This window comes from Sphingopyxis sp. BSN-002, assembly GCF_022024275.1.
In the GTDB taxonomy this organism is placed as follows: Bacteria; Pseudomonadota; Alphaproteobacteria; order Sphingomonadales; family Sphingomonadaceae; genus Sphingopyxis.
The window spans coordinates 2,309,829-2,333,670 of sequence record NZ_CP091804.1 but is presented as its reverse complement, the minus strand read 5'-3'; the positions used below and the strand labels follow the sequence as shown (position 1 = coordinate 2,333,670).

Annotated in this window: 28 protein-coding genes; 17 read left to right on the top strand and 11 right to left on the bottom strand. The window is 66.7% G+C overall.

The genetic code is table 11. The features are described from left to right. Positions 1-75: 75 nt before the first annotated feature. A complete protein-coding gene (locus L7H23_RS11525) occupies positions 76-897 on the bottom strand; it encodes a flagellin (protein WP_237836014.1) in 822 nt (273 codons plus the stop codon). Positions 898-1,144: 247 nt separating this feature from the next. Between L7H23_RS11525 and fliE the strand changes: the two genes are divergently transcribed. Genes fliE through L7H23_RS11440 form a run of 17 tightly spaced genes read left to right on the top strand, consistent with a single transcriptional unit; the run spans position 1,145 to position 14,858 of the window. Beyond that, on the top strand, positions 1,145-1,504 hold the full coding sequence (gene fliE / locus L7H23_RS11520) for a flagellar hook-basal body complex protein FliE (protein ID WP_237836013.1): 360 nt from the start codon (positions 1,145-1,147) through the stop codon (positions 1,502-1,504). 3 nt (positions 1,505-1,507) lie between these two features. Then, entirely contained in the window at positions 1,508-3,166 is a 1,659-nt protein-coding gene (gene fliF / locus L7H23_RS11515) for a flagellar basal-body MS-ring/collar protein FliF (RefSeq protein ID WP_237836012.1), read from the top strand. Further along, positions 3,159-4,202, top strand: a complete 1,044-nt coding sequence (gene fliG, locus L7H23_RS11510) for a flagellar motor switch protein FliG (protein ID WP_237836011.1) — start codon at positions 3,159-3,161, stop codon at positions 4,200-4,202. Before fliF ends, fliG begins: the two co-directional genes overlap by 8 nt. Next, a complete protein-coding gene (locus L7H23_RS11505) occupies positions 4,195-4,791 on the top strand; it encodes a FliH/SctL family protein (protein WP_237836010.1) in 597 nt (198 codons plus the stop codon). The genes fliG and L7H23_RS11505 overlap by 8 nt, the downstream gene beginning before the upstream one ends. Beyond that, on the top strand, positions 4,788-6,119 hold the full coding sequence (locus L7H23_RS11500) for a FliI/YscN family ATPase (RefSeq protein WP_237836009.1): 1,332 nt from the start codon (positions 4,788-4,790) through the stop codon (positions 6,117-6,119). The genes L7H23_RS11505 and L7H23_RS11500 overlap by 4 nt, the downstream gene beginning before the upstream one ends. Beyond that, the gene (locus L7H23_RS11495; RefSeq protein ID WP_237836008.1) at positions 6,116-6,559 is read left to right on the top strand and encodes a hypothetical protein; all 444 of its coding nucleotides are present in this window, start codon (positions 6,116-6,118) and stop codon (positions 6,557-6,559) included. The genes L7H23_RS11500 and L7H23_RS11495 overlap by 4 nt, the downstream gene beginning before the upstream one ends. Next, positions 6,556-7,887 carry a flagellar hook-length control protein FliK gene (locus L7H23_RS11490; RefSeq protein WP_237836007.1) on the top strand — a complete coding sequence of 444 codons (1,332 nt, stop codon included), beginning with the start codon at positions 6,556-6,558 and terminating at the stop codon, positions 7,885-7,887. The genes L7H23_RS11495 and L7H23_RS11490 overlap by 4 nt, the downstream gene beginning before the upstream one ends. Positions 7,888-7,904: 17 nt before the next feature. Next, positions 7,905-8,522 carry a flagellar basal body-associated FliL family protein gene (locus L7H23_RS11485; RefSeq protein ID WP_237836006.1) on the top strand — a complete coding sequence of 206 codons (618 nt, stop codon included), beginning with the start codon at positions 7,905-7,907 and terminating at the stop codon, positions 8,520-8,522. Beyond that, the gene (locus L7H23_RS11480) at positions 8,519-9,433 is read left to right on the top strand and encodes a FliM/FliN family flagellar motor switch protein (RefSeq protein ID WP_237836005.1); all 915 of its coding nucleotides are present in this window, start codon (positions 8,519-8,521) and stop codon (positions 9,431-9,433) included. The genes L7H23_RS11485 and L7H23_RS11480 overlap by 4 nt, the downstream gene beginning before the upstream one ends. After that, entirely contained in the window at positions 9,426-9,755 is a 330-nt protein-coding gene (gene fliN / locus L7H23_RS11475) for a flagellar motor switch protein FliN (RefSeq protein ID WP_237836004.1), read from the top strand. Before L7H23_RS11480 ends, fliN begins: the two co-directional genes overlap by 8 nt. After that, positions 9,755-10,036 (top strand): flagellar biosynthetic protein FliO, encoded by a 282-nt coding sequence (locus tag L7H23_RS11470; RefSeq protein WP_237836003.1) that lies wholly within the window; start codon positions 9,755-9,757, stop codon positions 10,034-10,036. The genes fliN and L7H23_RS11470 overlap by 1 nt, the downstream gene beginning before the upstream one ends. Then, on the top strand, positions 10,026-10,808 hold the full coding sequence (gene fliP, locus L7H23_RS11465) for a flagellar type III secretion system pore protein FliP (RefSeq protein ID WP_237836002.1): 783 nt from the start codon (positions 10,026-10,028) through the stop codon (positions 10,806-10,808). The genes L7H23_RS11470 and fliP overlap by 11 nt, the downstream gene beginning before the upstream one ends. Before the next feature lie 3 nt (positions 10,809-10,811). Then, the gene (locus L7H23_RS11460; protein WP_237836001.1) at positions 10,812-11,081 is read left to right on the top strand and encodes a flagellar biosynthetic protein FliQ; all 270 of its coding nucleotides are present in this window, start codon (positions 10,812-10,814) and stop codon (positions 11,079-11,081) included. Positions 11,082-11,097: 16 nt separating this feature from the next. Further along, positions 11,098-11,883, top strand: coding sequence for a flagellar biosynthetic protein FliR (gene fliR / locus L7H23_RS11455; protein WP_237836000.1), 786 nt, complete (start codon positions 11,098-11,100; stop codon positions 11,881-11,883). A 3-nt stretch (positions 11,884-11,886) separates the two neighbouring features. Further along, positions 11,887-13,026 (top strand): flagellar type III secretion system protein FlhB, encoded by a 1,140-nt coding sequence (locus L7H23_RS11450; RefSeq protein WP_237835999.1) that lies wholly within the window; start codon positions 11,887-11,889, stop codon positions 13,024-13,026. A 60-nt stretch (positions 13,027-13,086) separates the two neighbouring features. Further along, on the top strand, positions 13,087-14,454 hold the full coding sequence (fliD, locus tag L7H23_RS11445) for a flagellar filament capping protein FliD (RefSeq protein ID WP_237835998.1): 1,368 nt from the start codon (positions 13,087-13,089) through the stop codon (positions 14,452-14,454). Continuing rightward, positions 14,454-14,858, top strand: a complete 405-nt coding sequence (locus L7H23_RS11440) for a flagellar protein FliS (RefSeq protein WP_237835997.1) — start codon at positions 14,454-14,456, stop codon at positions 14,856-14,858. The genes fliD and L7H23_RS11440 overlap by 1 nt, the downstream gene beginning before the upstream one ends. A gap of 126 nt (positions 14,859-14,984) precedes the next feature. On the opposite strand, the gene L7H23_RS11435 is transcribed toward L7H23_RS11440, so the two are convergent. From L7H23_RS11435 to L7H23_RS11390, 10 genes are all read right to left on the bottom strand, one after another. Beyond that, positions 14,985-16,049 (bottom strand): sigma-54 dependent transcriptional regulator, encoded by a 1,065-nt coding sequence (locus tag L7H23_RS11435; protein ID WP_237835996.1) that lies wholly within the window; start codon positions 16,047-16,049, stop codon positions 14,985-14,987. A 187-nt stretch (positions 16,050-16,236) separates the two neighbouring features. Beyond that, complete coding sequence (locus L7H23_RS11430) at positions 16,237-17,085, bottom strand: flagellar motor protein MotB (protein WP_237835995.1); 849 nt, start codon at positions 17,083-17,085, stop codon at positions 16,237-16,239. After that, on the bottom strand, positions 17,086-17,949 hold the full coding sequence (gene motA, locus L7H23_RS11425; protein WP_237835994.1) for a flagellar motor stator protein MotA: 864 nt from the start codon (positions 17,947-17,949) through the stop codon (positions 17,086-17,088). It lies immediately after the preceding gene. A gap of 90 nt (positions 17,950-18,039) precedes the next feature. Beyond that, a complete protein-coding gene (locus L7H23_RS11420) occupies positions 18,040-18,870 on the bottom strand; it encodes a flagellin (RefSeq protein WP_237835993.1) in 831 nt (276 codons plus the stop codon). 13 nt (positions 18,871-18,883) lie between these two features. Further along, positions 18,884-20,209: a flagellar hook-associated protein FlgK gene (gene flgK / locus L7H23_RS11415; RefSeq protein WP_237835992.1), complete on the bottom strand. Its 1,326-nt coding sequence runs from the start codon at positions 20,207-20,209 to the stop codon at positions 18,884-18,886. Next, positions 20,206-20,517, bottom strand: a complete 312-nt coding sequence (locus L7H23_RS11410) for a rod-binding protein (protein WP_237835991.1) — start codon at positions 20,515-20,517, stop codon at positions 20,206-20,208. Before L7H23_RS11410 ends, flgK begins: the two co-directional genes overlap by 4 nt. After that, positions 20,514-21,593, bottom strand: a complete 1,080-nt coding sequence (locus tag L7H23_RS11405; RefSeq protein WP_237839222.1) for a flagellar basal body P-ring protein FlgI — start codon at positions 21,591-21,593, stop codon at positions 20,514-20,516. The genes L7H23_RS11410 and L7H23_RS11405 overlap by 4 nt, the downstream gene beginning before the upstream one ends. A gap of 43 nt (positions 21,594-21,636) precedes the next feature. Beyond that, positions 21,637-22,296: a flagellar basal body L-ring protein FlgH gene (locus L7H23_RS11400; RefSeq protein WP_237835990.1), complete on the bottom strand. Its 660-nt coding sequence runs from the start codon at positions 22,294-22,296 to the stop codon at positions 21,637-21,639. Then, complete coding sequence (flgG, locus tag L7H23_RS11395; RefSeq protein WP_237835989.1) at positions 22,277-23,062, bottom strand: flagellar basal-body rod protein FlgG; 786 nt, start codon at positions 23,060-23,062, stop codon at positions 22,277-22,279. Before flgG ends, L7H23_RS11400 begins: the two co-directional genes overlap by 20 nt. 11 nt (positions 23,063-23,073) lie before the next feature. Next, positions 23,074-23,817 (bottom strand): flagellar basal body rod protein FlgF, encoded by a 744-nt coding sequence (locus L7H23_RS11390; RefSeq protein ID WP_237835988.1) that lies wholly within the window; start codon positions 23,815-23,817, stop codon positions 23,074-23,076. Positions 23,818-23,842 lie beyond the last annotated feature (25 nt).

Here is a 23,842-nt window from a genome sequence, read left to right as displayed (position 1 = left end):
GGGAGCCGGGGCGTCGGATCAGGCATTAAAGGGACCAACCAAATAGTGCCTGAACTTGTTTGCGACCCTTACCGCTTAGCCGCGGAGCAGGTTCATCACGCCCTGCGCGCTCTGATTCGCCTGGGCGAGCATCGCGGTCGATGCCTGCGACAGGATCTGGGCGGCAGCGAGCTTCGTCGATTCCGCCGAGAAGTCGGTGTCTTCGATGCGCGAGCGCGATTCGTCGAGGTTGGTGACGCGGGCCGTCAGATTGTCGACAGCTGCGGTCAGGCGGTTCTGCTGCGCACCGAGGTTGGCGCGTTCGCCGGCGACCGTGGTGATCGCGGTGTCGAGCGTCGCCAGGGCAGCGGTAGCACCGGCAGCGGTGGCAACCGAGAGGGTGCCGACGCCCAGCGTCGTGGCGGTGAGGTTGCCGATCGTGATGTTCACCTTTTCACCGGTGTTGATGCCGGTCTGGATGTCGAAGCCGGCGGTGACGCTGCCGTCGAGCAGCTTGTTGCCGTTGAAGGTCGTCTGCGTCGTGATGTCGCCGATCTGCGAGATCAGCGCGGTGACTTCCTTCTGCACCAGCGTACGGTCGGCATCGCTCAGCGTGCCGGTCGAAGCCTGCATCGCCAGGTCACGCATACGAACGAGGATGTCCGAGATGCTGCCGGCGCCGCTGTCGGCGGTCTGGGCGAGCGAAATGCCGTCGTTGGCGTTACGGATCGCCTGCGTGAAACCACGCGAAGCAGCCTGCATGCGGGTCGCGACGGCGAGGCCGGCGGCGTCGTCCTTCGCGCTGTTGATGCGCTTGCCGCTCGAGAGGCGTTCCATCGCCTGCGACTGGGCGCGCTCGGCAACACGCGAGCTGTTCTGGGCGCGGAGCGCGCTCACATTGGTGTTGATGACAGTCATGTTGTTCCTTTCCGGCCTCGATGGCCATTCCCGTGATGTGAGGGCTCGAGAGCGGTCACGGATGCAGTAACGGCGAGCGGCGGCAGCGATTAAGCCGGCGTGTCAAAAAAATGCCGAAGGCGGCGTTAACGGTCATCCCCAACCACTTATGGCACTGGAAAAGCGCCAAAAAGATTTTTGGCACGCGCTTTGCATTACTCTTTGGGCGTGCGGGCCCACCGCTACGCACCAGGACGGATGAAAGCTTATGAGCACGATTGACCCGAGCCGGCTGCTGCAGATGCGCAGTACGATTCTCAATCAGAACCAGGCGCTGCAACGCGCCGCGGGCCGCGGCGCCGCGGGCGGCATCGACGGCGGCGTTGGGGGTCCCGGTCAGGGCTCCACCCCCGATTTCGGCGCGGCGATCAGCAACGCGCTGCAGCAGGTCAACGCCCAGCAGTCGAAAGCCAGCGAACTCAGCGAGGCCTATGAACGCGGCGACACGCACGACATCGTCAGCGTGATGATCGAACGCCAGAAGGCCTCGCTCGGCTTCGAGACGACCCTGCAGGTCCGCAACAAGCTTCTCTCCGCGTATCGCGACATCATGAACATGCCGGTGTAACCCATGGCCGAAACCCAGACCCTCACGCCCGTCGACGGCACCGCCAACCGCCTCCCCGCCCCGATGGGCGGCCGCTTTGCGCCGGTACAGCAATTCATGCGCCAGCCCGCCGTCCAGCGCGCGCTGCCGATGATCGCAACCACCGGCGCGATCGGCATTGCCGCCCTCGCCTATTTCATGACCACCTCGGCGCCGCAGGCTCCGCTGTTCGCGGGGCTCGACGACGCCGACAAGGCTGCGGTCGCCGATGCGCTGCAGTCGCAAGGCATCGCACACACGATCGATCCGACCACCGGCGCGCTGACCGTCGATGCCGACAAGCTGTATCAGGCGCGCATCGCGCTCGCGGGGCAGGGCCTGCCCAAGGCACAGCCGAGCGGCGACAGCCTGATCTCCTCGCTCCCGATGGGATCGAGCCGGGCAATCGAGGGCGAGACGCTGCGTTCGGCGCGCGAAGCCGACCTGTCGCGCACGATCGAGACGATCGACGCGGTCAAGGTCGCGCGCGTTCATATCGCCGCCGCCGAACCGAGCCTGTTCGTCCGCGAAGACAAGCCCGCGACCGCGTCGGTCATGCTGACCCTCCAGAACGGCCGTTCGCTCAGCGACGGTCAGGTCCAGGCGATCCGCTTCCTCGTCGCGTCGTCGGTCCCCGGCATGAACGCCGACGAGGTTCAGGTCATCGACCAGCGCGGCTCGCTGCTCAGCGATGGCGTGTCGAACGCCGACATGAAATCCTTCCAGCTGCAGACGCAGATGGAGGAACGCTTCCGCCGTGCGCTCGACACCCTGCTCGGGCCGATGCTCGGCACCGGCAACTACACCGTGGAAGTCCACGCCGACGTCGACATGTCGGAAAGCCAGGCGACGCGCGAGAGCTTCCCCAAGGACGACCGTGCGCTCACCAGCGAACAGGTCACCCGCACCGTCAGCGGCGAAGGCACTGCCCCCGCGGTCGGCATTCCGGGGGCGCTGTCGAACCAGCCGCCGCAGGCTTCGACCGTCACCGACACCGCGCCCGTTCCCTCGACCCCCGGCGCACCGCCGCCGGCGCAGACGAACAGCAATGAAAACGCCACCCGCGCCTATGAAGTCGGCCGCGAGATTTCGGTCACGCACCAGCCGCAGGGCCAGCTCCGCCGTGTTTCGGTGGCCGTCGCGCTCAACCAGGGCAAGAAGGCACTGACGCAGGCCGACATCGCAAAGATCGATGCGCTGGTGAAGGGCGCGGTCGGCTACGACGCCACGCGCGGCGATCAGGTTGCAATCAGCCAGCGTCCCTTTGCCAAGGTCGAGGACGCCGAGCCGGCCTTCTATGACGCACCCTGGTTCATGCCGCTGCTGAAGCAGGTGGGCGCAGTGCTCGCCGCAATCCTCGCCTTCTTCTTCATCGGTCGCCCGATGATCAAGGCCGCCAAGGCGCGCGCCGCCGAGCGGGCCGAACGCAACACGAAGCTGGAAGAAAGCCTGCTCGCCGTCGCCGACCGGCAGGCGCTCGCCGCCCCGGCAAGCAGCTCGGGTCGTGAAATCACGCTCGAGATGATCGAGGCCGCGCCGAGCTATGAAGCCCGCGCAAACCTCGTCCGCGCCTTCGTCCGCCAGGATTCGGCGCGCGCCGCGCTCGTCGTCCGCCAGCTGATGCAGGAGGGCGCCCGTGGCTGACGATTTCGACGTCGATATGGAAATCGAAACCCCGCGCGCAAAGCCTGCGCTCGAAGGGGCCTCGGCCGCCGCCATCCTGCTGATGCTGCTCGAGGAAGAAGAAGCCGCGACGATCCTGAAGCATCTCGACGCCGACGAGGTTCGCCAGCTTGCGAAGTCGATGTTCGACAGCGCCAATGCGAGCGAGGGCCAGATCGACCAGGCGCTCGACCAGTTCGTCAGCCAGAGCCGCGGTGTCAGCGCGCTGGCCGTGGGCGCCGACACGCGCATTCGCACCGTGATCCACCAAGCGGTCGGCAACGTCCGCGCCGACAATATCCTCGCCGCCGTCGCGCCGCAGTCGAGCGCGGCCTCGCTCGAGATGCTGCGCTGGATGGACGTCGATGCGATCAGCGCGCTGCTCGCCAACGAGCATCCGCAGGTCGGCGCGCTGATCCTGTCGGTGCTCGTCCCCGATGTCGCAGCGCGTGCGATCGAAACGCTCGACGAGGGGCTCCAGTCCGAACTAGTCCTGCGCGCTGCCCAGCTCACCGCCGTTCCGGCCGCCGCGATCGAGGATCTCGAAGCCGTGCTCGCCGCCGCGAATGTCGGCGGCCAGCGCGTCGCCAAACAGCCGATCGGCGGTCCGAGCGACGTCGCCAAGATCATGAAGAAGATGCCGAAGCAGCTCAGCGAACGCACGATCCGCGCGCTCAAGAAGCAGGACAAGTTCCTCGCCCAGACGATCGAGGAAGAGATGTTCATCTTCGAGAACCTGCGCGACCTCGACGCCAAGAGTCTCGGCACCGTGCTCCGCTCGGTCGACGCGGCGCAGCTTGCGATCGCGCTCAAGGGCACCGACACCGACATGGTCGATCGCTGCCTCGCCACCATGTCGAAGCGCGCATCGGAAACGATCCGCGACGAGATGACCGAAATGACGATGGTCAAGCGCGTCGATGTCGACGAAGCGCAGAAGGCGATCATGCAGGTCGTCCGGCAGATGGCGTCCTCGGGCGAAATCATGATCGCGGGTGCGGGCGACGATTATGTCTGACCGCTCTGCCGAAACCGGCGCGATCTCGCTCGCGCAGATCATGGCCGAAGCCCGCGGCTTTCGTCCGCTGCACTTCGGCGGCGTGTCCGTCGCCCCGGCGGTACCTGCCGAATCCGCCTTTGCGCCCGAAGCCGACGATCCGTTCGCGCTCGGCCTCGCCGAAGGCCAGCGGATCGCCGAAGCGGCGTTCGCAGTCGAACGTGGCCAGTTGCTCGCGCTCGTCGCAGGGGCCGAGGCGCTGCAGGACGAGCCGAGTGAGGAACTCGCGCAACTGATCGCCGAGACGGTCGAACGGCTCGTGCGTCAAATTGTCGACAGCGCCGCGATCGACGCCGGATGGCTGCAGTCGCAGGCCGAAACCGCTGCCGCAATGGTTGCCGAGGCCGACAAGGCACGCACCCTGTGGGTCAACCCCGCCGATGCCGCGCTGCTGATGGATGCGCCGATTGCCCTGCCGATCGAGGCCGATCCGTCGATGGTGCGCGGCACCGTCCGCATCGAAACCTCGGCAGGCTGGATCGAGCACGGCCGTGCCGTATATCTGAACGAACTGCGCGCCGCGCTCGGCAGCGAAGGCGTCGCCGCATGACGCGCCGCCTCGCCATGACCGCGCAGCAGCTGCTCGCTCCCGTCGACCTGACCGACGCAAGCCCGCGCCGTATCGGCACGCTCGTCGCCCACGAAGGCATCATGCTCGAGGTGTCGGGCTTTCCCCAGCCGCTTGGCAGCAATGTCCGCATCAAGTCGGCGAACAACGACTATGTCTATGGCGAGGTCGTCGGCTTCCGCGGTCATCGCAGCCTCGTGCTCCCCTTCGACACCAACATGCCGCTGGTCACCGGCGCGCCGGTCGAACCGCATGGCGCAAGCTCGATGGTTCCGGTCGGCAAGGCGCTGCTCGGCCGCATCATCGATGCGCAGGGCAATCCGCTCGACGGCCGCCCCGCGGTGAAATCGCAGTTCCAGTGGCCGCTCGCCGGCCGCAAGGTCAATCCGCTTCGCCGTGGCCGCGTGACGAAACCGCTCAACATGGGCGTGCGTGCGATCAACGGTCTGCTGACCGTCGGCGAGGGCCAGCGCGTCGCGATCATTGCGGGTTCGGGCGTCGGCAAGTCGGTCCTGATGGGCCAGATGATCGCTGGCACCGAATGCGACGTGATCGTTGTCGGGCTCATCGGCGAGCGTAGCCGCGAAGTCAGCGATTTCGTCGAAACCAAGCTGCCCCCGTCGGTCCGCAAGAAGTCGGTCGTGGTCGCGGTTCCCGCCGACCATCCGCCGCTGCTGCGCCTGCGCGCCGCGATGCGCGCAACCGCGATTGCCGAGTCTTTCCGCGCCGACGGCAAGAAAGTGCTTCTCCTGATCGACAGCCTGACGCGCGTCGCGCATGCGCAGCGCGAGATCGGGCTGACGCTCGGCGAACCGCCGACGATGAAGGGCTATCCGCCCTCGACCTTCGCGCTGATCCCCTCGCTCGTCGAACGCGCGGGTAACGACAATGCGACCGGGGGTTCGATCACCGCACTTTACACCGTCCTTGCCGATGGCGGCGACATCGACGACCCGGTCGTCGACAGCGCGCGCGCGATCGTCGACGGGCACATCATCCTGTCGCGCACGCTCGCCGAACAGGGCGTCTATCCTGCGATCGACGTCGCGCGTTCGCTGTCGCGCACGATGGCCGATTCGGTCGATCCCGACCATGCCGCCGCTGCGGCGCGCTTCCGCCAGCTCTGGTCTGCCTATGAAGAGAACCGCGACCTGATGCTGATGGGTGCCTATGTCGCCGGCGCCGATCCGGTGCTCGACGAGGCAATCGCGCATCACGCGCACCAGCTCGCCTTCGTCTCGCAGCCCGCGAACGCCCAGGTCGATTTCGAAAATTCCCGCCAAGCCCTGATTGAAGGATATTCCGCATGAACGCCCGCACCGCACGCCGCAAACGTATCATCCGCGTGCGCACCGTCGAACATCAGATGGCCGAAGCCAATCTGGCGCGCGCCACCGGCGAGCTCGCGAGCCTGGTCGAATTGTCGAAGCGCCTCGAGGCGCTGCGCGCCGATCTCGCGATGGCGAAAGGTGCGGTCGCGGGCCGCGCGCTCAACACCATCGGCGAACTCGGCATGCGGCTCGACATGGCGAAGGAAAACCTCGCGACGCCGCTCGTCAACGCCAGCGTCCGCCGCGACGAGGCCGGCATCATCGCCCAGAGCGCGATGGTGAAGGAAGAATCGGCCGTCCGCCTTTACGAGCGCAGCCGCCGTTCGGCCGAGGCCGAGCTGGAACGCCGCACCGACGCCAACCGTCCGCATCGCCGCCGCGCGATGAGCCTCCGCCTGCTCGACGGCGGCGCGGCATGATGGCCTCGCTTCCCCAGACGCCGGCGCAGACCGGACTCGCGTCGATCCTTGCCGCGCTCGGCCAGACCGCGCCCGCTGGCACCGCGACCGACGCGCCGGGTTTCGAACAGCTGTTCGCGAGCCTGCCCGAAGCCGCGACGACGGAGACCCCGACAATGACGATCCCGAACGCGGCTAACCCGGCCGCTGGACAGCCCGGCATCCAGACCGTGGCGGCAGCAGGCATCATGGCGTCCGGCGTCGAAGCGCAGGCTGTTCCGGCCGTAACGCCGGCGCCTCCGGCGGCTGCCCTCTTCGGGCTGCCCCAGCCGATCGCCGGCGAGGCAACCGCCGACGCGCTTCCCGCCGGAACGCCGATCAAGACCCCGGCTGCGCCGAAGACGGAAGCCCGTCCCGTGGCCGATACGGTCGACGCCGCGGCCGCCGCGACGCTTCTGATCGCGGTTGCGACACCGACAAAGCCCGCTGCGCCCGCCGCTGGCGACAAGGGCGCTGGCATCGCCGAAGCCGGCGAACCGGACGGCAATGAGACCGCCGCCCCGGCCATCGCAGTGCCGGTCGTCTTGCCGGCCACCGCCGTCGCCGAAGCACCGGTCGCCGCAACCGTGATCGCCGCCGCGATCCCGACGGCCGACAAGCCGTTGACCGAGAAGGCATCGAAGCCCGCAGCAGCCGCGGCGGCATCCGTCACGCGCCAAGCCGACGCGGCTCCGGTCGCATCGACCCCGGCCGAGGTGGTCGAGGCGACGCGGCCGCAGCCGGTGCCGGCCACCCGTGCCGAACCCGGGACCGCCAAGCCCGTGGTCGACGCCGGCGCAGCAATGACCGTTCTCTTCGCGCAGCCCGAGCTGCAGGGTGGTGCACCGCTCATCGAAGCCGCAAAGGCAGCGCCGCTCGCCGAACGCACGCTCGACATGACGAGCGACGATCAGTGGATCGCCCAGCTCGCCGCTGACATCGCGGCGACCAAGTCGGACAAGGGCGACATCAGTTTCCGCCTGATGCCGCGTCATCTCGGTCGCCTCGACGTCTCGATGCTGAGCGGCGACGAGGGCGTGACGCTGAAGCTCGACACGCACCATGAGGCAACCGCGACGATCGTCCAGGCCGCGCAGCCGCGGCTCGTCGAGGATCTGCGGCAGCAGGGCGTCCGCGTCGCCGATGCGCAGGTGACGCACACGCCGGCAGAAGCCGGTCGCCAGCAGCAGAACCAGAGCCAGGGCCGCAGCAGTGCGCCCGATGCCAGCCATCTGATCGAAACCGCCGCCGACCAGGCGGATCCCACCCATGACGAACGCACCGCGGATCGCCGCGGCCGCTTTGCCTGACCAGGAAGGACCTGACCATGAGCAAGGAAAAAACCCCCGAAGGCGCCGAACCCAAAAAGGGCGGCAAGATGAAGAAACTGCTGGTGCTCGGCATCGGCGGCACCGCGCTGATCAGCGCGGGCGCCGGCGCAGGCATCTATCTGGGCGGCGGCCTCGGCGGCCATGAAGCAAAGCCTGAGGATCATTATCCCAAGCTCGTCGCGCGCAGCGAAGGCGGCGAGGAAGCCGCAGCCGAAGGCGGCGAAGGCGGCGAGGCGGCACCGAAGGTCGGCACCGTTTCGGTCCCGAACGACCGCTTCAAGGTCGACCCGAGCAAATATGAGGTCACCTATTATCCGATCACCGATGCCTTCACGACGAACCTCGCCGACGGCTCGGGCTTCCTGCAGGTCGGGATCAGCCTGTCGACCTTCTACGACGGCAAGGTGATCAACAACATCAAACGCCAGCAGGTGCCGATCCGCTCGGCGGTGCTGATGGTGCTCGCCGAACAGGATCCGGCGCTGCTTTCCACCTCGCAGGGCAAGCAGCAGCTGCAGCGCCAGCTCACCAACGCGATCAACGATGTGCTGCGCGACAAGGAAGGCTTCGGCGGCATCGACAATGTCTATTTCACGAGCCTGGTGATCCAGTGAGCCTCGAACCGAAACCCGTCGATGCCACGGCCAAGCAGGCCGCCGACGCGAAGGCGTCGCTGCTGCTGCGCAAGTCCGAGGACAGCTATGCCTTCCCGGTGCTCGACAGCGTCGGCAACCAGTTCGCGCGCAGCCTGCGCGATCTCGTCCGCGCGCTCGGCGCGCCGACGGTCAATGTCGAGCGCGCGCCGGCGGTGCAGATGCGCTTCGCCGACTGGTGCAACGAAGTCGCGCCCGGCCTGTTCTGGCGCTATCACGCTCCCCCGCTGAAGGGCCCGGTGCTGCTCGCCGCGACGCGCCCGCTCGTCCTCCAGCTCGTCGACATCTTCTATGGCGGCAAGGGGCAGAATGTCGCCGAACGCGAAGAACTGACCGACGCCGAGGAGCGGTTCGCCGCCCGCCTCGGGCGCGATATGGGAATGCAGCTCGCCGCCGCATGGAAGTCGGGGATCGAACCCGAACTCGACGCCGTCACCGGCGATCCGGCGAAGCTCGCGGCCGTCCGTGCCGACGACGAATTGCTCGTCCAGCGCTTCACGCTGCGCGGCGGCGTGTTCGAGGGACGCACAATTCTCTGCGCCTATCCGCAGGCGGCGCTGCGCGGAATCGCCGGCGCCGATCCGGTTCCCGAGATGCGCGATGCGCCCGCCGTCGACCCGGTGTGGACCGCAACACTGAACAAGGCGCTCAAGACCGTTCGCCTGCCCGTCCGCTCGGTTCTGGCACGCCCCGAAATTTCTTTGGTCAAACTGCTCTCTTTGGAGGTCGGTGATATCATTCCGTTAACCATTCCGCGCAATGTTCCAGTAACCGTCGCCGGCCGCAATTTTGCGTCGGGCAGCATCGGTGAAGCCAATGGCAACGCCGCGATCATGATCGAACGTATCGAAGAAGGACCCGACAATGACTGACATGGCCGAAGCACCCGCCCGGGCCGACCGGCGCGACAAGAGCATCGCCGGGGCGCCCAATTTCGACCTGCTCGCCGGCGTCTCGCTGCGCGTCTCGGTCGAGGTCGGCTCGACCTCGATGACGCTCGCCGAACTGCTCGCGCTGTCCGAGGGCAGCGTCGTCGAACTCGACCGCGCCGCGAACGAGCTTCTCGACATCTATGCCAACGGCACCCTCATTGCGAAGGGCGAGATCGTCAGCGTCGACGGCCGCTATGGCATCCAGGTCTCCGAAGTCGTCGCGCCCGAGCGCGGCATCGCCGGTTTCGACCGGAGGGCCTGATGCTCGAATATATTCTCCGCCTGCTCATCCTGCTGCCGCTCGTCGGCGGTATGGCGTGGGGCAGCCTGTGGCTGTGGAAGCGCGTCCAGATGGGCGTTCCGCTGACCGGTGGCGCCGGCAAACAGGCGCGCCCGGTCGAGATGATCGGAGTCCTGCCGCTCGGCCCCGGCACCAAGCTCGCGGTCGTCGAATTCGCCGGCCAACAGATCCTGCTCTCGGTCTCGCGCGGCAATGTGACGCGCCTTGCCGACAACAGCCAGGGCGATTTCCATGTCGGCTAGGAGCCTTTCACCGCGCGCCCGCTGGCTGCGCCGCGCCGCCGTCGTCGGCGGCCTTGCGCTGTTCGCCGCCGCGACCCCTGCGCTCGCGCAGGAAGCGAGCGGCCTGACCCGCGCGGTCGAGGAAATCGGCGGCAACGGCCGCCCGCTGTCGCTGTCGCTGCAGATCCTGGTCCTGATGAGCCTGCTGACGGTTCTGCCGTCGCTGCTCCTGATGATGACCAGCTTTACACGCATCATCATCGTGCTCTCGATCCTGCGCCACGCGCTCGGGCTCCAGCAGACGCCGCCGAACCAGGTGCTCGTCGGCCTCAGCCTGTTTCTTTCGCTGTTCGTGATGCAGCCGGTGATCAGCGAGGTGAATCGCGTCGCGATCGAGCCCTATGGCCAGGAACAGATCGACATCGGCACCGCGGTCTCGCGTTCGGGCGATGCGCTGCATGGCTTCATGATGGCACAGACGCGCAAGTCGGACCTGATGATGTTCGCGAAGATCGCCAAGGCACCCAATTATGCGAGCCCGAAGGATGTGCCCTTCTCGATCGTGCTGCCCGCCTTCGTCACCAGCGAACTCAAGACCGCGTTCCAGATCGGCTTCCTGATTTTCCTGCCCTTTCTGATCATCGACCTGATCGTCGCCTCGGCGCTGATGTCGCTCGGCATGATGATGCTCTCGCCGACGGTCATATCGATGCCCTTCAAGCTGCTGCTCTTCGTCCTCGTCGACGGCTGGGCACTGACGATGGGCTCGCTCGCTTCCTCTTTCGGAACATAGCCGATGGAAGCCGATTATTTCGTCGGAGTTGCCCAGCAGTCGCTGTGGGTGCTCGCGCTTGCCTCCGCGCCGATCCTGATCCCGATCCTCGTGGTCGGCGTCCTGCTCGGCATGGTGCAGGCCGCAACCTCGATCAACGAACAGACGCTGAGCTTTGTGCCCAAGCTGATCGTCACCGCCATCTGCCTTGCGATCTTCGGCAGCAGCATCCTGGTGCTGCTCACCGATTTCACGCAGGACATTTTCGCGCAGATCCCGAACCTGGTCCGCTAGGGCGCCAAGGGCTGCGATGACCCCCGATATCCCCGTCCCGAATATCGAGGCGATGCTCCAGCTGTGGATGCTGGGGATGATCCGGCCCGGCGCCGCCTTTCTGGCCGCGCCGGTTTTCGGTGCTGCCGGCGTGCCGGTACAGCTCCGCCTGGTGATCGCGCTGGCAGTCGGCGTGCCCGCCGTTGCCGCGTCGGGAATGACGTTGCCGCCAGAGGGCATCGTTTCGCTTCCCGGCTTCCTGACGATCATCGGCGAGGTCGTGATCGGCCTCGCGATCGGTTTCGTGCTCCAGATGGGACTCGCCGCAGCGTTGCTCGCGGGCGAGGCGATCAGCAACGCCATGGGCCTCGGCTTTGCATCGATGGCCGATCCGCTCAACGGCACGTCGAGCAGCGTCGTCGGCCAGTTCCTCTCGATGCTCGCGACCGCGCTCTTCCTCGCGGCGAACGGTCACCTGCTGCTGATCGAGATTATCGTCGACAGCTATCGGGCGCTGCCGCCGGGCAACGCCTTCCCCTCCTTCGCCGCAATCGGCGGCATCCTGCATTTCGGCAGCCTGATGTTCGCGGCCGGGCTGACGATCGCGCTGCCCGTCGGCTTCGTTCTGATCCTCGTCCAGATGATCATGGGCGTGATCGGCCGTTCGGCCCCCGCAATGAACCTGTTCGCGGTCGGCCTGCCCGCGACCCTGCTCGCCGGCATCATCCTGCTCGGCATGGCGACCCCGGCGATGGCCGAGGCGATCGCCCGCTTCCTCTCCGACGCGCTCGACATGGCGCGCACCCTCGCCGCGGGGCGCTGAGCGATGGCGGGGACAACCGAGCGCGACCAGAAGACGGAACAGCCAACCGCCAAGAAGCTCGCCGATTCGGCACGCGAAGGCGATGTGTTGATGTCGAAGGAGCTGGCGACCGCGCTGATGATGCTCGCGGGCGCCGGCTGGCTGCTCGCTGCGGGCGGCTGGCTCGTTCAGTCGGCGGGCGAACTGCTGAAGCGTGGCCTGACGCTCGACGCCGACGATGTTGCCCATTTCGCGCCCGGCGAGGCGGTGATGCGCAACGGCGTCGAAATCCTCCTGCCGCTCGCCGCGCTCTTCGGCCTCGCGCTCGCTGCGAGCATCGCGGCGCCCGCGATGCTCGGCTCGCTCGGCTGGCGCGGCAAGGCGCTGGGCTTCAAGGGCAACCGGATGAATCCGCTGTCCGGGCTCAAGCGCATGTTCGGTCCGCAGGGCGTCATCGAGCTGGTCAAATCGCTCGCCAAGGTGCTCCTGCTCGGTACGATCGGCTATTTCCTCGTCGCCGACGCGATGCCGCAGATCATGGGTCTGGCGCAGTCCGACCTGCAAGGCGCGATCGGGATGGCCGGCAAGGCGATCGGCCATGCGATGCTTGCGATGGCGGGCGGTCTTGTCGTCATCGCGCTGATCGACGTCCCCGCACAATGGTTTCAGCGCAACCGCCGCCTGATGATGAGCAAGCAGGAAGTGAAGGAAGAATCGCGCGAATCCGACGGCGCCCCCGAACTCAAGCAGGCGCAGCGCCAGCGTGCGCACGAAATCCTGAGCGGCTCGGCGCGCAAGGCGGTATCCGACGCGACGGTCGTGCTCACCAACCCGACGCACTTCTCGGTCGCGCTCCGCTATCGCCCCGGACAGGATGCCGCACCGGTCGTCGTCGCGCGCGGGCGCGGCGATGTCGCGCTGTCGATCCGCGAACTGGCGCGCGGCGCCAATGTGCCGATCCTCGAATATCCGCAGCTCGCGCGTGCAATCTACTTCACCGCGCGCGCCGGCCGCACGATTCCCGAGGAATTGTTCGTCGCGGTCGCGACCGTCCTCGCCTTCGTCTTCCAGCTCGAACGCATGGTCGCCGAAGGCACCGGCCAGCCGTCGGTCGACGTGCCACCCTCGCATCGCTTCGACCCCGACGGCCGCCGACAAAATTGATCCCTCGGCGCTTAAAGCCCCGAAAAGGGGGCCGTTAAGAGGTCCGAAGGATATTCTGTCATGCTCACGTCCATTGCGTCTTCGCTCGGTGCCGGTTCGGGAATCGACGTCAAGCAGCTCGTCACCGACCTCGCGGCCGCGTCGCGCGATCCCAAGGTCGCGCGTCTCAGCGGCCTCGCCACCGCAAACTCGGCGCGGATCAGCGCCGTCGCGCAGGCACGGTCGGACCTCGTCGGTTTCGCGGATTCGCTCGAGCAGATGATCGCCGACGGGTCGCTGCGCAGCAAGGCGACCGTATCGGACGAGAGCGTCCTCAGCGCCACCGCGCGGGCGGGGCTCCAGGCCGACAAGTTCGCCGCGACGATCGTCGTCAACAGCCTCGCGCGGGCGCAGAGCAGCTATTCGGGCGTCGTCGCCGACAAGACCGCCGCGATCGGGACCGGGGCGATGACGCTGACCGTGGGCGGCGTCCAGAAGACGATCACCGTCGGCAGCACCAACAACAGCCTCGAAGGGCTTGCCACCGCGATCAACGCGAGCGGCGCGGGCGTCACCGCGACGATCATTGCCGATCAGGGCGGCAGCCGCCTGATCCTGAAAGGCGCGACCGGCGCCGACAATGCCTTCACGCTGACGGCCGATGCCGGCGCGGATCCGGGCCTTTCCGCCTTTGCAACCAATGGCGGACTGTCGGTCGGCCAGAGCGCCGCCAATGCCGAGTTCACGATCGACGGCGTCGCGTTCAGCCGTCCCGGCAACACGATCGACGACGTCGTGCCCGGCGTTTCGCTGACGCTCAAGAAGGCCGCCCCCGGCCAGCCCGTCGACCTTGGCGCGAACCGTCCGCTCGACATGATCAAGCAGACGGTCGGCGACTTCGTCGACGTCTATAACCAGCTGAAGAAGAGCCTGCAGGCCGCATCGAAGCTTTCAGGCGTCACCACGGGTCTCCGCGAACTTGAAACCCAGCTTCAGGGGCTCGTGAACAAGGTGCTGACCAGCCACGGAAGCATCAGCAAGCTGTCCGACATCGGTATCTCGACCGCCAAGGACGGGACGCTGACGCTCGACAAGACCAAACTCGACAAGATGCTCGAAACCGACGCCGGCGCGGTCGAGGGCCTGTTCAATCCGCTGCGCGACGGCACCCATAACGAGATCAGCGATCCCGGCATCGCCGGCGTCCTCGACGCAATCCGCGACAAGGCGATCGCGAGCGACGGCGTGATCGGCCGGGTCGAAAAGTCGCTGACCGACAAGGACAAGTCGCTCGCCGACCAGCTGAGCAAGGTCGAGGAACGCGAAGCCGCCTACAAGGCGCGGCTCGAGAAGCAATATGCCGCGCTCGACGTCAAGCTGAACGCCTTCAAGGCAACGCAGGCCTATCTTGAACAACAGATCAAGATGTGGACGAAATCGGACGACTGATGATCACGACCGTGCCCGCAACCGCATCCACCGTCCGCGCCGCCGGACTTTACCGACGCATGCAGAGCGAAAGCCGGGCGGTCGCGTCCGACCCGATCGAGCTCGTCACCATGCTCTATGACGAGCTGGAAACGGCAGTAGGCGTGCTCGTGTCGATGGTGCGTCAGGGCCAACGCGTTTCCGCGACCGAACCCGCCCACCGCGCGCGCGCGATCCTGATCGGGCTCGACGTCGGGCTCGATCATGACAAGGGCGGCGACGTCGCGGTCGCGCTTTCGCGCGTCTATCGCAGCATGCGCCGCAAGCTCGACGACGCGGTCGCGGCGAACGATGCCGACGATCTCGACGAGCTGCTCGGCGGCATCGTCACCGTCAGCTCGGCCTGGCGCCAGCTGCGCCAGTAATATTCCATGATCCTGAAAGGGGTTCGGCACCGGCCGCTTCCCTGCGGCCGCCAAGTGGGGACAGGCGGCAGAGGGAAAGGTGCGACCGGTGCCGATTCAGCGGCGCCGAAACTGGTGGGGTAGTTATCAGGCTGCCTGCTGCTGAACTCCGTACTTGCGCATTTTCTCGATCAGCGTCGTCCGCTTCAGCGTGAGCAGACGCGCGGCTTCGGAGATGATCCCGTCGGCCAGGTCGAGCGCATTGTGGATCTGTTCGAGTTCGATCGTCTCGATCTCGCGCTTGAGATCGATCGGACGGCCGGGTGCCGGCGCCTTCGCGAAAGCGGGCGCTGCGGGCTGGTCGTCGTCGCTGGCGGGCACCGCGGCCGGGCTGGTGGGGCCAGCCGGACGCGGCGCCAGCGCTGCGGTGGGGTTCAGGAGCATCAGGACGTCCTCGGCGCCAAGCGTCTCGCCGCTGTGCAGAACGCTGGCGCGTTCGACGAAGTTACGAAGCTCGCGGACGTTGCCCGGCCAGCCGTGCTGCATGAGGATCGCCATCGCGGCATTGTCATAGCGGCATTTGGCGTCGGCGGGCATCTGGCGCTGGAAATGACGGATCAGTGCGGGAATGTCCTCGACACGGTCCGCAAGGCTCGGGACCTGGATCACGACGACGCCGAGACGGAAGAACAGGTCCTCGCGGAAACGGCCATCGGCGATCGCGGTACCCAGATCCTGATGCGTTGCCGAGATGACGCGGATGTCGACGCTCTTCACTTCGCTGCTGCCGACGCGGACGATCGTCCGGTCTTCGAGCACGCGGAGAAGCTTGACCTGCATGTCGAATCGCATGTCGCCGATTTCGTCGAGGAAGAGCGTGCCGCCTTCGCTCGCTTCGAAATGGCCGATACGGCGGGCGTGGGCGCCGGTGAAGCTGCCCTTTTCATGCCCGAAAAGTTCGGATTCGATGAGTTCGCCGGGGATGGCTCCGCAGTTGATGGCCGAGAAGGGCTTGCCTGAACGGACGCCTTCGTCGTGAATGGCGCGGGCGACGAGCTCCTTGCCCGACCCCGAAGGGCCGCACAGCATGACCGAAGCGTTCGAGCGGGCGACCCGCTGGATCATTTCGCGCAAACGGACCACCGCCGGGCTGTGCCCGATGATCAGCGCCTCGAGCGCCGCCTGATCCTTGTTCTGCCCCACCACAGTCATGTTCGTCTCCACCGCGCCCCCCATGGCGCCTTCGATGAGGACAGAGATTGAGGAAAATGGTAAACGAAACCTTATCCAAGCCGACACAAGCCTTTGAAAACAAAGGGTTATTGCCAGATTGGCAGTAATAGCGTCGCGATTGCGCCGTTGAGGATTTTCAATGCTGCCAGATTGGCAATAATTGTGATTAATCGGTGCGCCAGCCGAGCGTGATCGAGATGCGGCGATTGCGCGGATCGAATCGATCCGAGGGATTATAGGGCTCGCGATCGGCCACTCCCTCGATGCGCGCGTACCGGTTTCCGGCGACCCCGCGATACTCAAGGAAGTTGCGAACGACCTCGGCCCGGTCGACCGAAAGCCGCCAGTTGTTCATCCCGGCCTTCGCCGACCAGGGCGCTGCATCGGTATGGCCGCGAATCATGACCTGGTTCGGGGTTTCCGCGATCGGCTTCGCGATCTCGCTGAACAGCTTTGCGCCCGCCGGCGTCAGCTGGCTGGTCCCGATCACGAACATCGAGAAGTCGGCGTCGTCGACGACGTCGATCCGCATGCCCTCGGTGGTGACGGTGAAGCGCAGGTTGCGTGCGAGCCGCTTGAGGTCGCCCTTCTTCTGGACGCGGTCCATCATGGATTTGGCGACCTGTGCGAATTTTTCCTTCTGGCGTTCGCGCCCGGCCGCTTCCTTGGGGCCGCCGACGGCGTCCTTCGGAATCGTGATCGATCGCGTCCCGGTCTGGCCGGCGCGGTGCGGATAGTCGTCGGCAGACACGATCGAATCGCCGCCGAACAGGCCGTTCGAACCGGCGCTCCCCTCCTTGGTCTTGACGATGGTCGGCGCGAAATAGTCGGCGAGCGCCTTGCGCTGCTTCTCGGTCGTCGCGCCGAGCAGCCACATCAGCAGGAAGAAAGCCATCATCGCGGTCACGAAGTCGGCATAGGCGACCTTCCAGGCGCCGCCGTGATGGCCGCCATGCGCTTCCTCGATCACCTTCTTGACGATGATCGGCCGCACCATGTTGGGACGCGCGGCCATTTAGCGGCCCCGCATCCCGTCGAAGACTTCCGCGAAGCTCGGCTGGTTGTGATGGTCGACGCCCGAGCGGGCCGCCTCGATCACCAGCGGCTGCGGATGGCCGTGAAGCGAGGCGACGATCAGCTGCTTGACCGTATGATAGATGGCGGCATCGCTTTCGATCACCGTCTTCGCCCGCGCCGCGAACGGACCGACGAGGCCATACGCGAGCAACACGCCGAGGAAGGTACCGACGAGCGCCGAACCGATCATCGCGCCCAGGATCTCGGGCGGCTTGTCGATCGAGCCCATCGTCTTCACGACGCCGAGCACCGCGGCGACGATCCCGAGCGCGGGCAGCGCGTCGGCAAGGCTTTGCAGCCCGTCGGCGGGTTTGATCGCATGATGGCGATGGTTCTTCAGCGCATTGTCCATGACATCCTCGACCGCGTGCGGATCGAGCGTGCCCGACGACACGACGACGAGGCGCAGCGTATCGCAGATCAGGTGGACGAGCGTGTCGTCCTTCAGAAGCTTGGGATATTGCTGGAAGATCGGCGAGCTTTTCGGATCCTCGATATGCGGCTCGACCGCGACGGGGCCGTCGGTCCGCATCATTTTCATCAGCGTCGAGACGAGCAGGATGCAATCGAGATAGTCCTGCTTCTTGTAGGCTGGCCCCTTGAAGACCTTCCCCAGTCCGCCGCCGAGCGCCTTCAGGTCGGCGCCCGAATTGCCGATGATCAGCGAACCGATCGCGGCGCCGCCGATGATCAGCATCTCGTGGGGCAGCGCGTGGAGGACGGGCTCGAGGTTACCGCCGGTCAGCGCGAAACCCCCGAACACCAGCAGGATCAGGACGACAATGCCGATTACGGGAAACATGCGCAGGCCACTCCAATCGGGGGGTCGGACCCCGGAAAAATCAGGACATCATTATGCTTAACGGCAGCAGACGGCAGAAATTGAGGCCGCTCAGTTCAAAAGATCGAACAAAGTCTGCCGGTTGATCTTGGCAAAGGCCGCCTGGGCGGCGCCCAGGGTCAGGTCCTGCGCATTCAGGAGCGCGATCGCGGTCTCCAGATCGGTATCCTCGATCGACTTGCGTTCGTCGGCGACCTCGATTCCGCGCGCCGAAAGCCCGTCGCCGATGCGTTCGAGCCGGCCAGCCGAGAGGCCCAGCGAGGCATTCTGGTCTGCGACATGCGCCACCGCGGCGGTAATGCCGGTCATCGCCGCGCCGATTCCCGTCGCGTCGCTTGCAGCGACCGCGGTGGCGGCGTCGCGAAGGCTGGTCGTCAGCGCGTTGCCGCCGATCACAAAGGCGGCCGCGGCCGACTGCACCGGGGCAAAACTGACATCCGAATCGAAGCGGACGACCCGCGCGACGCCGGTGGCGAACAGCGGCTCGCCGTTCGAATCGCGCGTCGCGGCAAGGCCGTCGATCTCGTCGGCAATGGCGTTGAGTTCGGCCGCGATCGTCGCGCGATCGGCCGGGTTCATCGTCCCGTTCGCCGCCGACAGCGCGAGTTCGCTGGCGCGCGCGAGCAGGTCGCTCGTCGAACCGAGCACGCCGCTTGCCTGCGCCACCTGCGCCTGCGCCGTCTTTATGTTCGCCTGCCAGGTCGTCATGCTCGCCTGCGTGGTACCGATCGTCGCGATGCGGCGCGCGGCGACCGGATCGTCCGACATGCGCTGAAGGCGCTTGCCGGTGGAAATCTGGATCTGCGTGCGCTCGAGAGCGTCGGCGAGTTTCGACTGGCGCGCAATTTCGCGCGTCATGCGATTGCCTACGGCGTTGATCATCGTCCGGCCTTTCCTACAGCGAGCTCAGGAGCGTCTGCATCGTCTCGCGCGCCACCTGTATGGTGCGCGCCGCCGCCGAATAGGCTTGCTGGAATCGCAGCAACTCGGCGGCTTCATTGTCGAGATTGACCTCGCTCACGGCGTCGCGCGCCGCGGCGGCGCCATCGGCGCGGGTGGTCGCGGCCGCGTCCTGCGCGCGCGCCGACGCGGTCGCCTGCGCCTGATTGGCAAGATGCCCCGACCATTGCGCCTCGGGATCGTTCGCCCCGCGCATCGCGCCCAGCGCGAGCATGTTGCCGTTCGTCGAAGTCGGCGTCGCGGCCGCGACCTGGCTTGCCGTGAGCGCGGTCGCGCTCAGCGTCGCCGCGCTGGTACCCGTGAAGAGCGGCTGTCCGGGATTGCCGTTCGCGTCGACCCCCGCCTGATGGGCGGTGTTGAGCTGGGTCGCAAACTGCGTCGCCATCGTATCGAGCCCGGCGCGCTGGTCGGCGATATGGTTCGACGCTTCGGCGAAGCCCGCGAGCGAGCCGGTGGCATTCGGAAAGGGCGAACCGCCGATCGTGTAGGAAACACGCCCGTCGGCCGCCGTCGTCATCGCGATCGGGGTCACGACGCCGCCACCGACCAGCAGGTCGCCGCTGCCCGTCGCGCGCAGCGTCACCGCGCCATGGTCGTCGAAGGTGGCGCTGACGCCGGCCTGCGACGACAGCTGGTCGAGCAACCGGTCGCGTTCGTCCATCAGCGCAGCCTGGTTGGTCGAGCCGTCGCGCGCCTTGCGCAGGCCGACGTTGATCTGTTCGAGCGCGTTCAGATTGGTGTTGAACTGCGACACCCCGTCGGTCGCCGCTGCGGCGGTCCCCTCGGAAAGGCTCGACAGCCGGCTGGCGGCGGTCTGGAAGCCTGCGGCGACGTCGCTCGCCGCCTGCAGGAACTGCGCGCGCAGCGTCGGGTTGGCCGGGTCGGCGGTCAGCTGGTCGGCGGTCGTGTATAGTTTGGTGAGCGCGGTCTTGATGCCGTTGGTATCGTCGCTGAGGGCGCTTTCGACGCGGTTCATCCAGTCGAGCTTTGCAGCGGCGCGTTCGGAATCGCCCGACGATATGCGCGCGTCGTTGATCAGCCACTGGTCGACCGAGCGCACAACACCCTTGATATCGACGCCGCCCGGCGAGGTCGTGCCGCGATAGAGCACCATGTTGGTGCCCCCGGGGACTTCGGCGAGTTCGAGCCGGCGCCGGGCATAGCCCGGCGTCTGCGCGTTCGCAATATTGTCGCCGACGGTCGACAGCGCCTTCGAATAGGCGCGCAGACCGGTATAGCCGATGCTGAGAAGGTCGCTCACTGGACGCCTCCGGTGCCGGCAGCGGCGACGCGGCCGCGAAGCTGTGCCTCGACCATGTCGGCGATCCCGAACTGGCGAAGCGAGGCCATCGAGTCCGCGGTCTTGGCATCGGCCATCTCGCGGAAATTGTCGGTCGCGCTCGATCCGAAGATATCGTCGCCGAGCTTCGCCTGCCGCATCGAGGCCATCAGCTGGCGCAGGATCACCGCCTCGAAGGCCTCGGCCGCCTTGCGCAGCCCGCCGTCGCCGCCCCCCGCTGCCGCGGGGGCCGGGGTCGTCGATCCGATCGAAGAAATGGGCGTCGTCATATGATCACCAGTTCCGCAGTCAGCGCGCCGGCCTGGCTCAGCGCTTCGAGGATGGCGACAAGGTCGCCGGGAGGAACGCCCATGCGATTGATCGCATCGACGAGCTGGGAGAGCGAGGCAGTCGGTTTCACCATGATCATCGGACGATATTCCTGGTCGACGGCGATATCGCTCGACTGTTCCACCGCTGTTTCGCCGCGACTGAAGGGCGCGGGCTGGACGACGGTCGGCGATTCCTTGATCGAGACGGTGAGCTTGCCCTGCGACACCGCCGCGGTACCGACACGGACCGCGCCGTTGATAACGACCGTTCCGGTCCGGGCATTAACAATTACTTTCGCCGGCGGTTCGGCCCGGATTACGTCGAGATTCTCGATTCGGGACATCAGCCGCATGCGTTCGTCGCCGCCACCGCCCGCCCGGATCGCGATGCTGGCGCCGTCGAGCATGACCGCAGTCCCAGGCATGGCCTTGTTGATCGCGTCGGCAACGCGCTGCGCGTTGGTCGCGTCGAACTGGTGGAGGTTGAAGGTCAGCTGGTCGCCCGTAGCAAAGCCGGTATCGACCGCACGTTCGACCGTCGCACCACCGGCGATGCGGCCACTCGACGGCACATTGACCGTCAGCTTCGATCCGTCGGCGGCATCGACGCCAAGGCCGCCGATGACGAGGTTGCCCTGCACCATCGCATAAATCTGTCCGTCGGCGCCATAGAGCGGCGCGAGGACGAGCGTACCGCCGCGAAGCGACTTTGCCTTGCCGATCGCCGAAACGGTCACATCGAGACGCTGGCCGGGCTTCGCGAAAGGCGGCAGTTCGGCGGTGATCATCACCGCCGCGGCATTCTTCAGCGCCGGATTGACGCCCGCCGGCAGGGTGAGGCCGAAGCGCGACACCGCGCCCTTCATCCCCAGCGTCGAATAGTCGAGGCTGTCGTCGCCCGTGCCCGCAAGGCCGACGACGAGGCCATAGCCGGTGAGCTGGTTCGCGCGCAGGCCCTGGAACTGGCCCATATCCTTGATCCGCTCGGCATGCGCCGGTGCGGAATAGCCAAGGCTTGCCAGAAGCAGCAGCAGGAAGGTGACGAGGGTCGGACGCTTGGTCACTTCATTATCCTCTTCAGAAGGGGCTGATGATCGAGAAGAAGCGCTGCAGCCAGCCTTGCTTGCTGGCGCGCGCAATCTCGCCCTTGCCCACGTACCGGATGTTGGCGTTGGCGACCCGGGTCGACAGGACGCGGTTGTCGGGACTGACGTCGATCGCGCGGACGATGCCGGAGATCTGGACGCGTTCGTCGCCGCGGTTGAGCGTCAGCAGCTTCTCGCCCTTCACGAGCATCGTACCGTTCGGATAGACGGCGGCGACGGTCACGCTGACCTCGCCCGACAGCGCATTCGACTGCGAGGCGTCGCCCTTGCCCTTGAAAGCCTGATTGCCGCTCGCGCCGACATCGCTCGGGTTGAAGAGCGACAGCGGGCCGGTCGCCGGCGGGGTGAGCCCGACGCTGCCGTCGCGCTGCATGTTCGCGGCGTTGCTCTTCGTCGCGGCGGTGCGCTCGACGAGCTGGATCGTGATGATGTCGCCGACCTGTCCCGCGCGACCGCCCGAGGTGAGCGGCGTGTAGCCGCCCTGGAAGATCGACCCGTTCGCCGGCGGCGGCGGGGGCGGCGCGGACAGCGACACGGAAAAGGCGTCGGGCGCGACCTTGTCCTTCGCGGCGGCAGGAGCCGCCGCGAGCGCAAGCGCGATCAGGCCGAGGTTACAGAGTTTGCGCGGCATTTTTCATCATCTCGTCGGTGGCCGAGATCATCTTGGAATTGACCTCATAGGCGCGCTGCGTCTCGATCATGTCGACGAGTTCCTCGACGACGTTGACGTTCGATCCCTCGAGCATTCCGCCGCGCAGGCTGCCGCGGCCTTCTTCGCCGGCGGCACCGACCTGCGGCGCGCCCGAAGCCTGCGTCTCGACGAGCAGATTGTTGCCGATCGCCTGCAGCCCCGCCGGATTGGCGAAACGCGCAAGTTCGATGCGGCCGAGTTCGGTGAGCGTACCGTCGGGGCCGGTCGCCGAGACGGTACCGTCGGCGCCGATCGACACGTTCGTCGCGTCCTCGGCGATCTGGATCTGCGGCTGGACGGGCTTGCCGTCCGAGGTAACCAGCACGCCCTCTGGCGAGCGGCCGAAATTGCCGGCGCGGGTGTAGCCGATACGCCCGTCGGGCATCTGGACCTGAAAATAGCCGGCGCCGTCGATCGCAACGTCGAGGCCGTTGCCCGTGGTTGCGAACGTGCCTTGCGTATCGATGCGCGCGGTGCCCGAGATCGTGACGCCGGTGCCGAGATTGAGACCGGTCGCATAGCGGTTTTCCGCCGACGACGGCGTCCCCGCCTGCGTCATCATCTGATAGCTCAGCGTCTCGAAGCTCGCGCGGTCGCGCTTGAACCCCGTCGTGTTCACGTTGGCGAGGTTGTTCGCAATGACCTGCATGCGGAAGCCCTGGGCATCCAGACCGGTCCGTGCGACGTGAAGGGCACCGAAGCTCATTTCAATTCTCCTTAACGGGGCAGCTGCATCAGGTTCGCCGTCGCGCTGTCCATGTCGCGCGCGTCGGTGATCATCTTGAGCTGCGTATCCCAGCTCCGGCTCGCCTCGATCATCTCGACGAGCGCGGTGGTAGCGGCGACGTTCGATCCTTCGATCGAGCGGGTAACGAGACGCGCTTCGGGATCGTCGGGAAGGATCCCGCCGCCCTTGACGCGGAACAGGCCGTCGAGGCCCTTGACGACGTCCGACCCGGTCGGGGTCGCCAGCCGCAGCCGGTCGACCTCCTGCGGGTTCTGCGGATCGCCGCCGGTCGGAACGATCCAGACGCGGCCGTCGACATCGATGCTGATCGAGTCGGCGGGGGGGATGGTGATCGGGCCCTGCGCGCCCTGGACGGGGCTGCCGTCGCCGGTGGTCAGAAGCCCGCTGGGCGACAGTTGCAGGTCGCCGCGGCGGGTATAGGCTTCCTCGCCATTCTTCGCCTGCACGACCAGCATCGCATCGCCCTGCACCGCGACGTCGAGGTCGCGGCCGGTCGCGATGACGGTGCCGGCCTTCATGTCGGCGCCGAGCACCTCTTCCGAAGACAGCGCGCGCGATTCGAAACCGCTGCCGTTGAGCCAGAGCGACTGTGCCTCGGCCATGTCGGCGCGAAAGCCCGGCGTCTGGGCATTGGCGAGATTGTTCGCGATCGCCGTCTGCCGGGACATGCTGCCCCGCATCGCGGTGAGGCTGGTATAGATGAGACGGTCCATCTGGATACTCCCGGCAGGCGGCTGA

Excerpts from the sequence above, each read along its gene's own strand:
- L7H23_RS11525 (WP_237836014.1), bottom strand. The coding sequence starts at position 897 with ATGACTGTCATCAACACCAATGTGAGCGCGCTCCGCGCCCAGAACAGC.
- fliE (WP_237836013.1), top strand. The coding sequence starts at position 1,145 with ATGAGCACGATTGACCCGAGCCGGCTGCTGCAGATGCGCAGTACGATT.
- fliF (WP_237836012.1), top strand. The coding sequence starts at position 1,508 with ATGGCCGAAACCCAGACCCTCACGCCCGTCGACGGCACCGCCAACCGC.
- L7H23_RS11505 (WP_237836010.1), top strand. The coding sequence starts at position 4,195 with ATGTCTGACCGCTCTGCCGAAACCGGCGCGATCTCGCTCGCGCAGATC.
- L7H23_RS11500 (WP_237836009.1), top strand. The coding sequence starts at position 4,788 with ATGACGCGCCGCCTCGCCATGACCGCGCAGCAGCTGCTCGCTCCCGTC.
- L7H23_RS11495 (WP_237836008.1), top strand. The coding sequence starts at position 6,116 with ATGAACGCCCGCACCGCACGCCGCAAACGTATCATCCGCGTGCGCACC.
- L7H23_RS11490 (WP_237836007.1), top strand. The coding sequence starts at position 6,556 with ATGATGGCCTCGCTTCCCCAGACGCCGGCGCAGACCGGACTCGCGTCG.
- L7H23_RS11485 (WP_237836006.1), top strand. The coding sequence starts at position 7,905 with ATGAGCAAGGAAAAAACCCCCGAAGGCGCCGAACCCAAAAAGGGCGGC.
- fliN (WP_237836004.1), top strand. The coding sequence starts at position 9,426 with ATGACTGACATGGCCGAAGCACCCGCCCGGGCCGACCGGCGCGACAAG.
- L7H23_RS11470 (WP_237836003.1), top strand. The coding sequence starts at position 9,755 with ATGCTCGAATATATTCTCCGCCTGCTCATCCTGCTGCCGCTCGTCGGC.
- fliP (WP_237836002.1), top strand. The coding sequence starts at position 10,026 with ATGTCGGCTAGGAGCCTTTCACCGCGCGCCCGCTGGCTGCGCCGCGCC.
- L7H23_RS11460 (WP_237836001.1), top strand. The coding sequence starts at position 10,812 with ATGGAAGCCGATTATTTCGTCGGAGTTGCCCAGCAGTCGCTGTGGGTG.
- fliR (WP_237836000.1), top strand. The coding sequence starts at position 11,098 with ATGACCCCCGATATCCCCGTCCCGAATATCGAGGCGATGCTCCAGCTG.
- L7H23_RS11450 (WP_237835999.1), top strand. The coding sequence starts at position 11,887 with ATGGCGGGGACAACCGAGCGCGACCAGAAGACGGAACAGCCAACCGCC.
- fliD (WP_237835998.1), top strand. The coding sequence starts at position 13,087 with ATGCTCACGTCCATTGCGTCTTCGCTCGGTGCCGGTTCGGGAATCGAC.
- L7H23_RS11440 (WP_237835997.1), top strand. The coding sequence starts at position 14,454 with ATGATCACGACCGTGCCCGCAACCGCATCCACCGTCCGCGCCGCCGGA.
- L7H23_RS11435 (WP_237835996.1), bottom strand. The coding sequence starts at position 16,049 with ATGACTGTGGTGGGGCAGAACAAGGATCAGGCGGCGCTCGAGGCGCTG.
- L7H23_RS11430 (WP_237835995.1), bottom strand. The coding sequence starts at position 17,085 with ATGGCCGCGCGTCCCAACATGGTGCGGCCGATCATCGTCAAGAAGGTG.
- motA (WP_237835994.1), bottom strand. The coding sequence starts at position 17,949 with ATGTTTCCCGTAATCGGCATTGTCGTCCTGATCCTGCTGGTGTTCGGG.
- L7H23_RS11420 (WP_237835993.1), bottom strand. The coding sequence starts at position 18,870 with ATGATCAACGCCGTAGGCAATCGCATGACGCGCGAAATTGCGCGCCAG.
- L7H23_RS11410 (WP_237835991.1), bottom strand. The coding sequence starts at position 20,517 with ATGACGACGCCCATTTCTTCGATCGGATCGACGACCCCGGCCCCCGCG.
- L7H23_RS11400 (WP_237835990.1), bottom strand. The coding sequence starts at position 22,296 with ATGCCGCGCAAACTCTGTAACCTCGGCCTGATCGCGCTTGCGCTCGCG.
- flgG (WP_237835989.1), bottom strand. The coding sequence starts at position 23,062 with ATGAGCTTCGGTGCCCTTCACGTCGCACGGACCGGTCTGGATGCCCAG.
- L7H23_RS11390 (WP_237835988.1), bottom strand. The coding sequence starts at position 23,817 with ATGGACCGTCTCATCTATACCAGCCTCACCGCGATGCGGGGCAGCATG.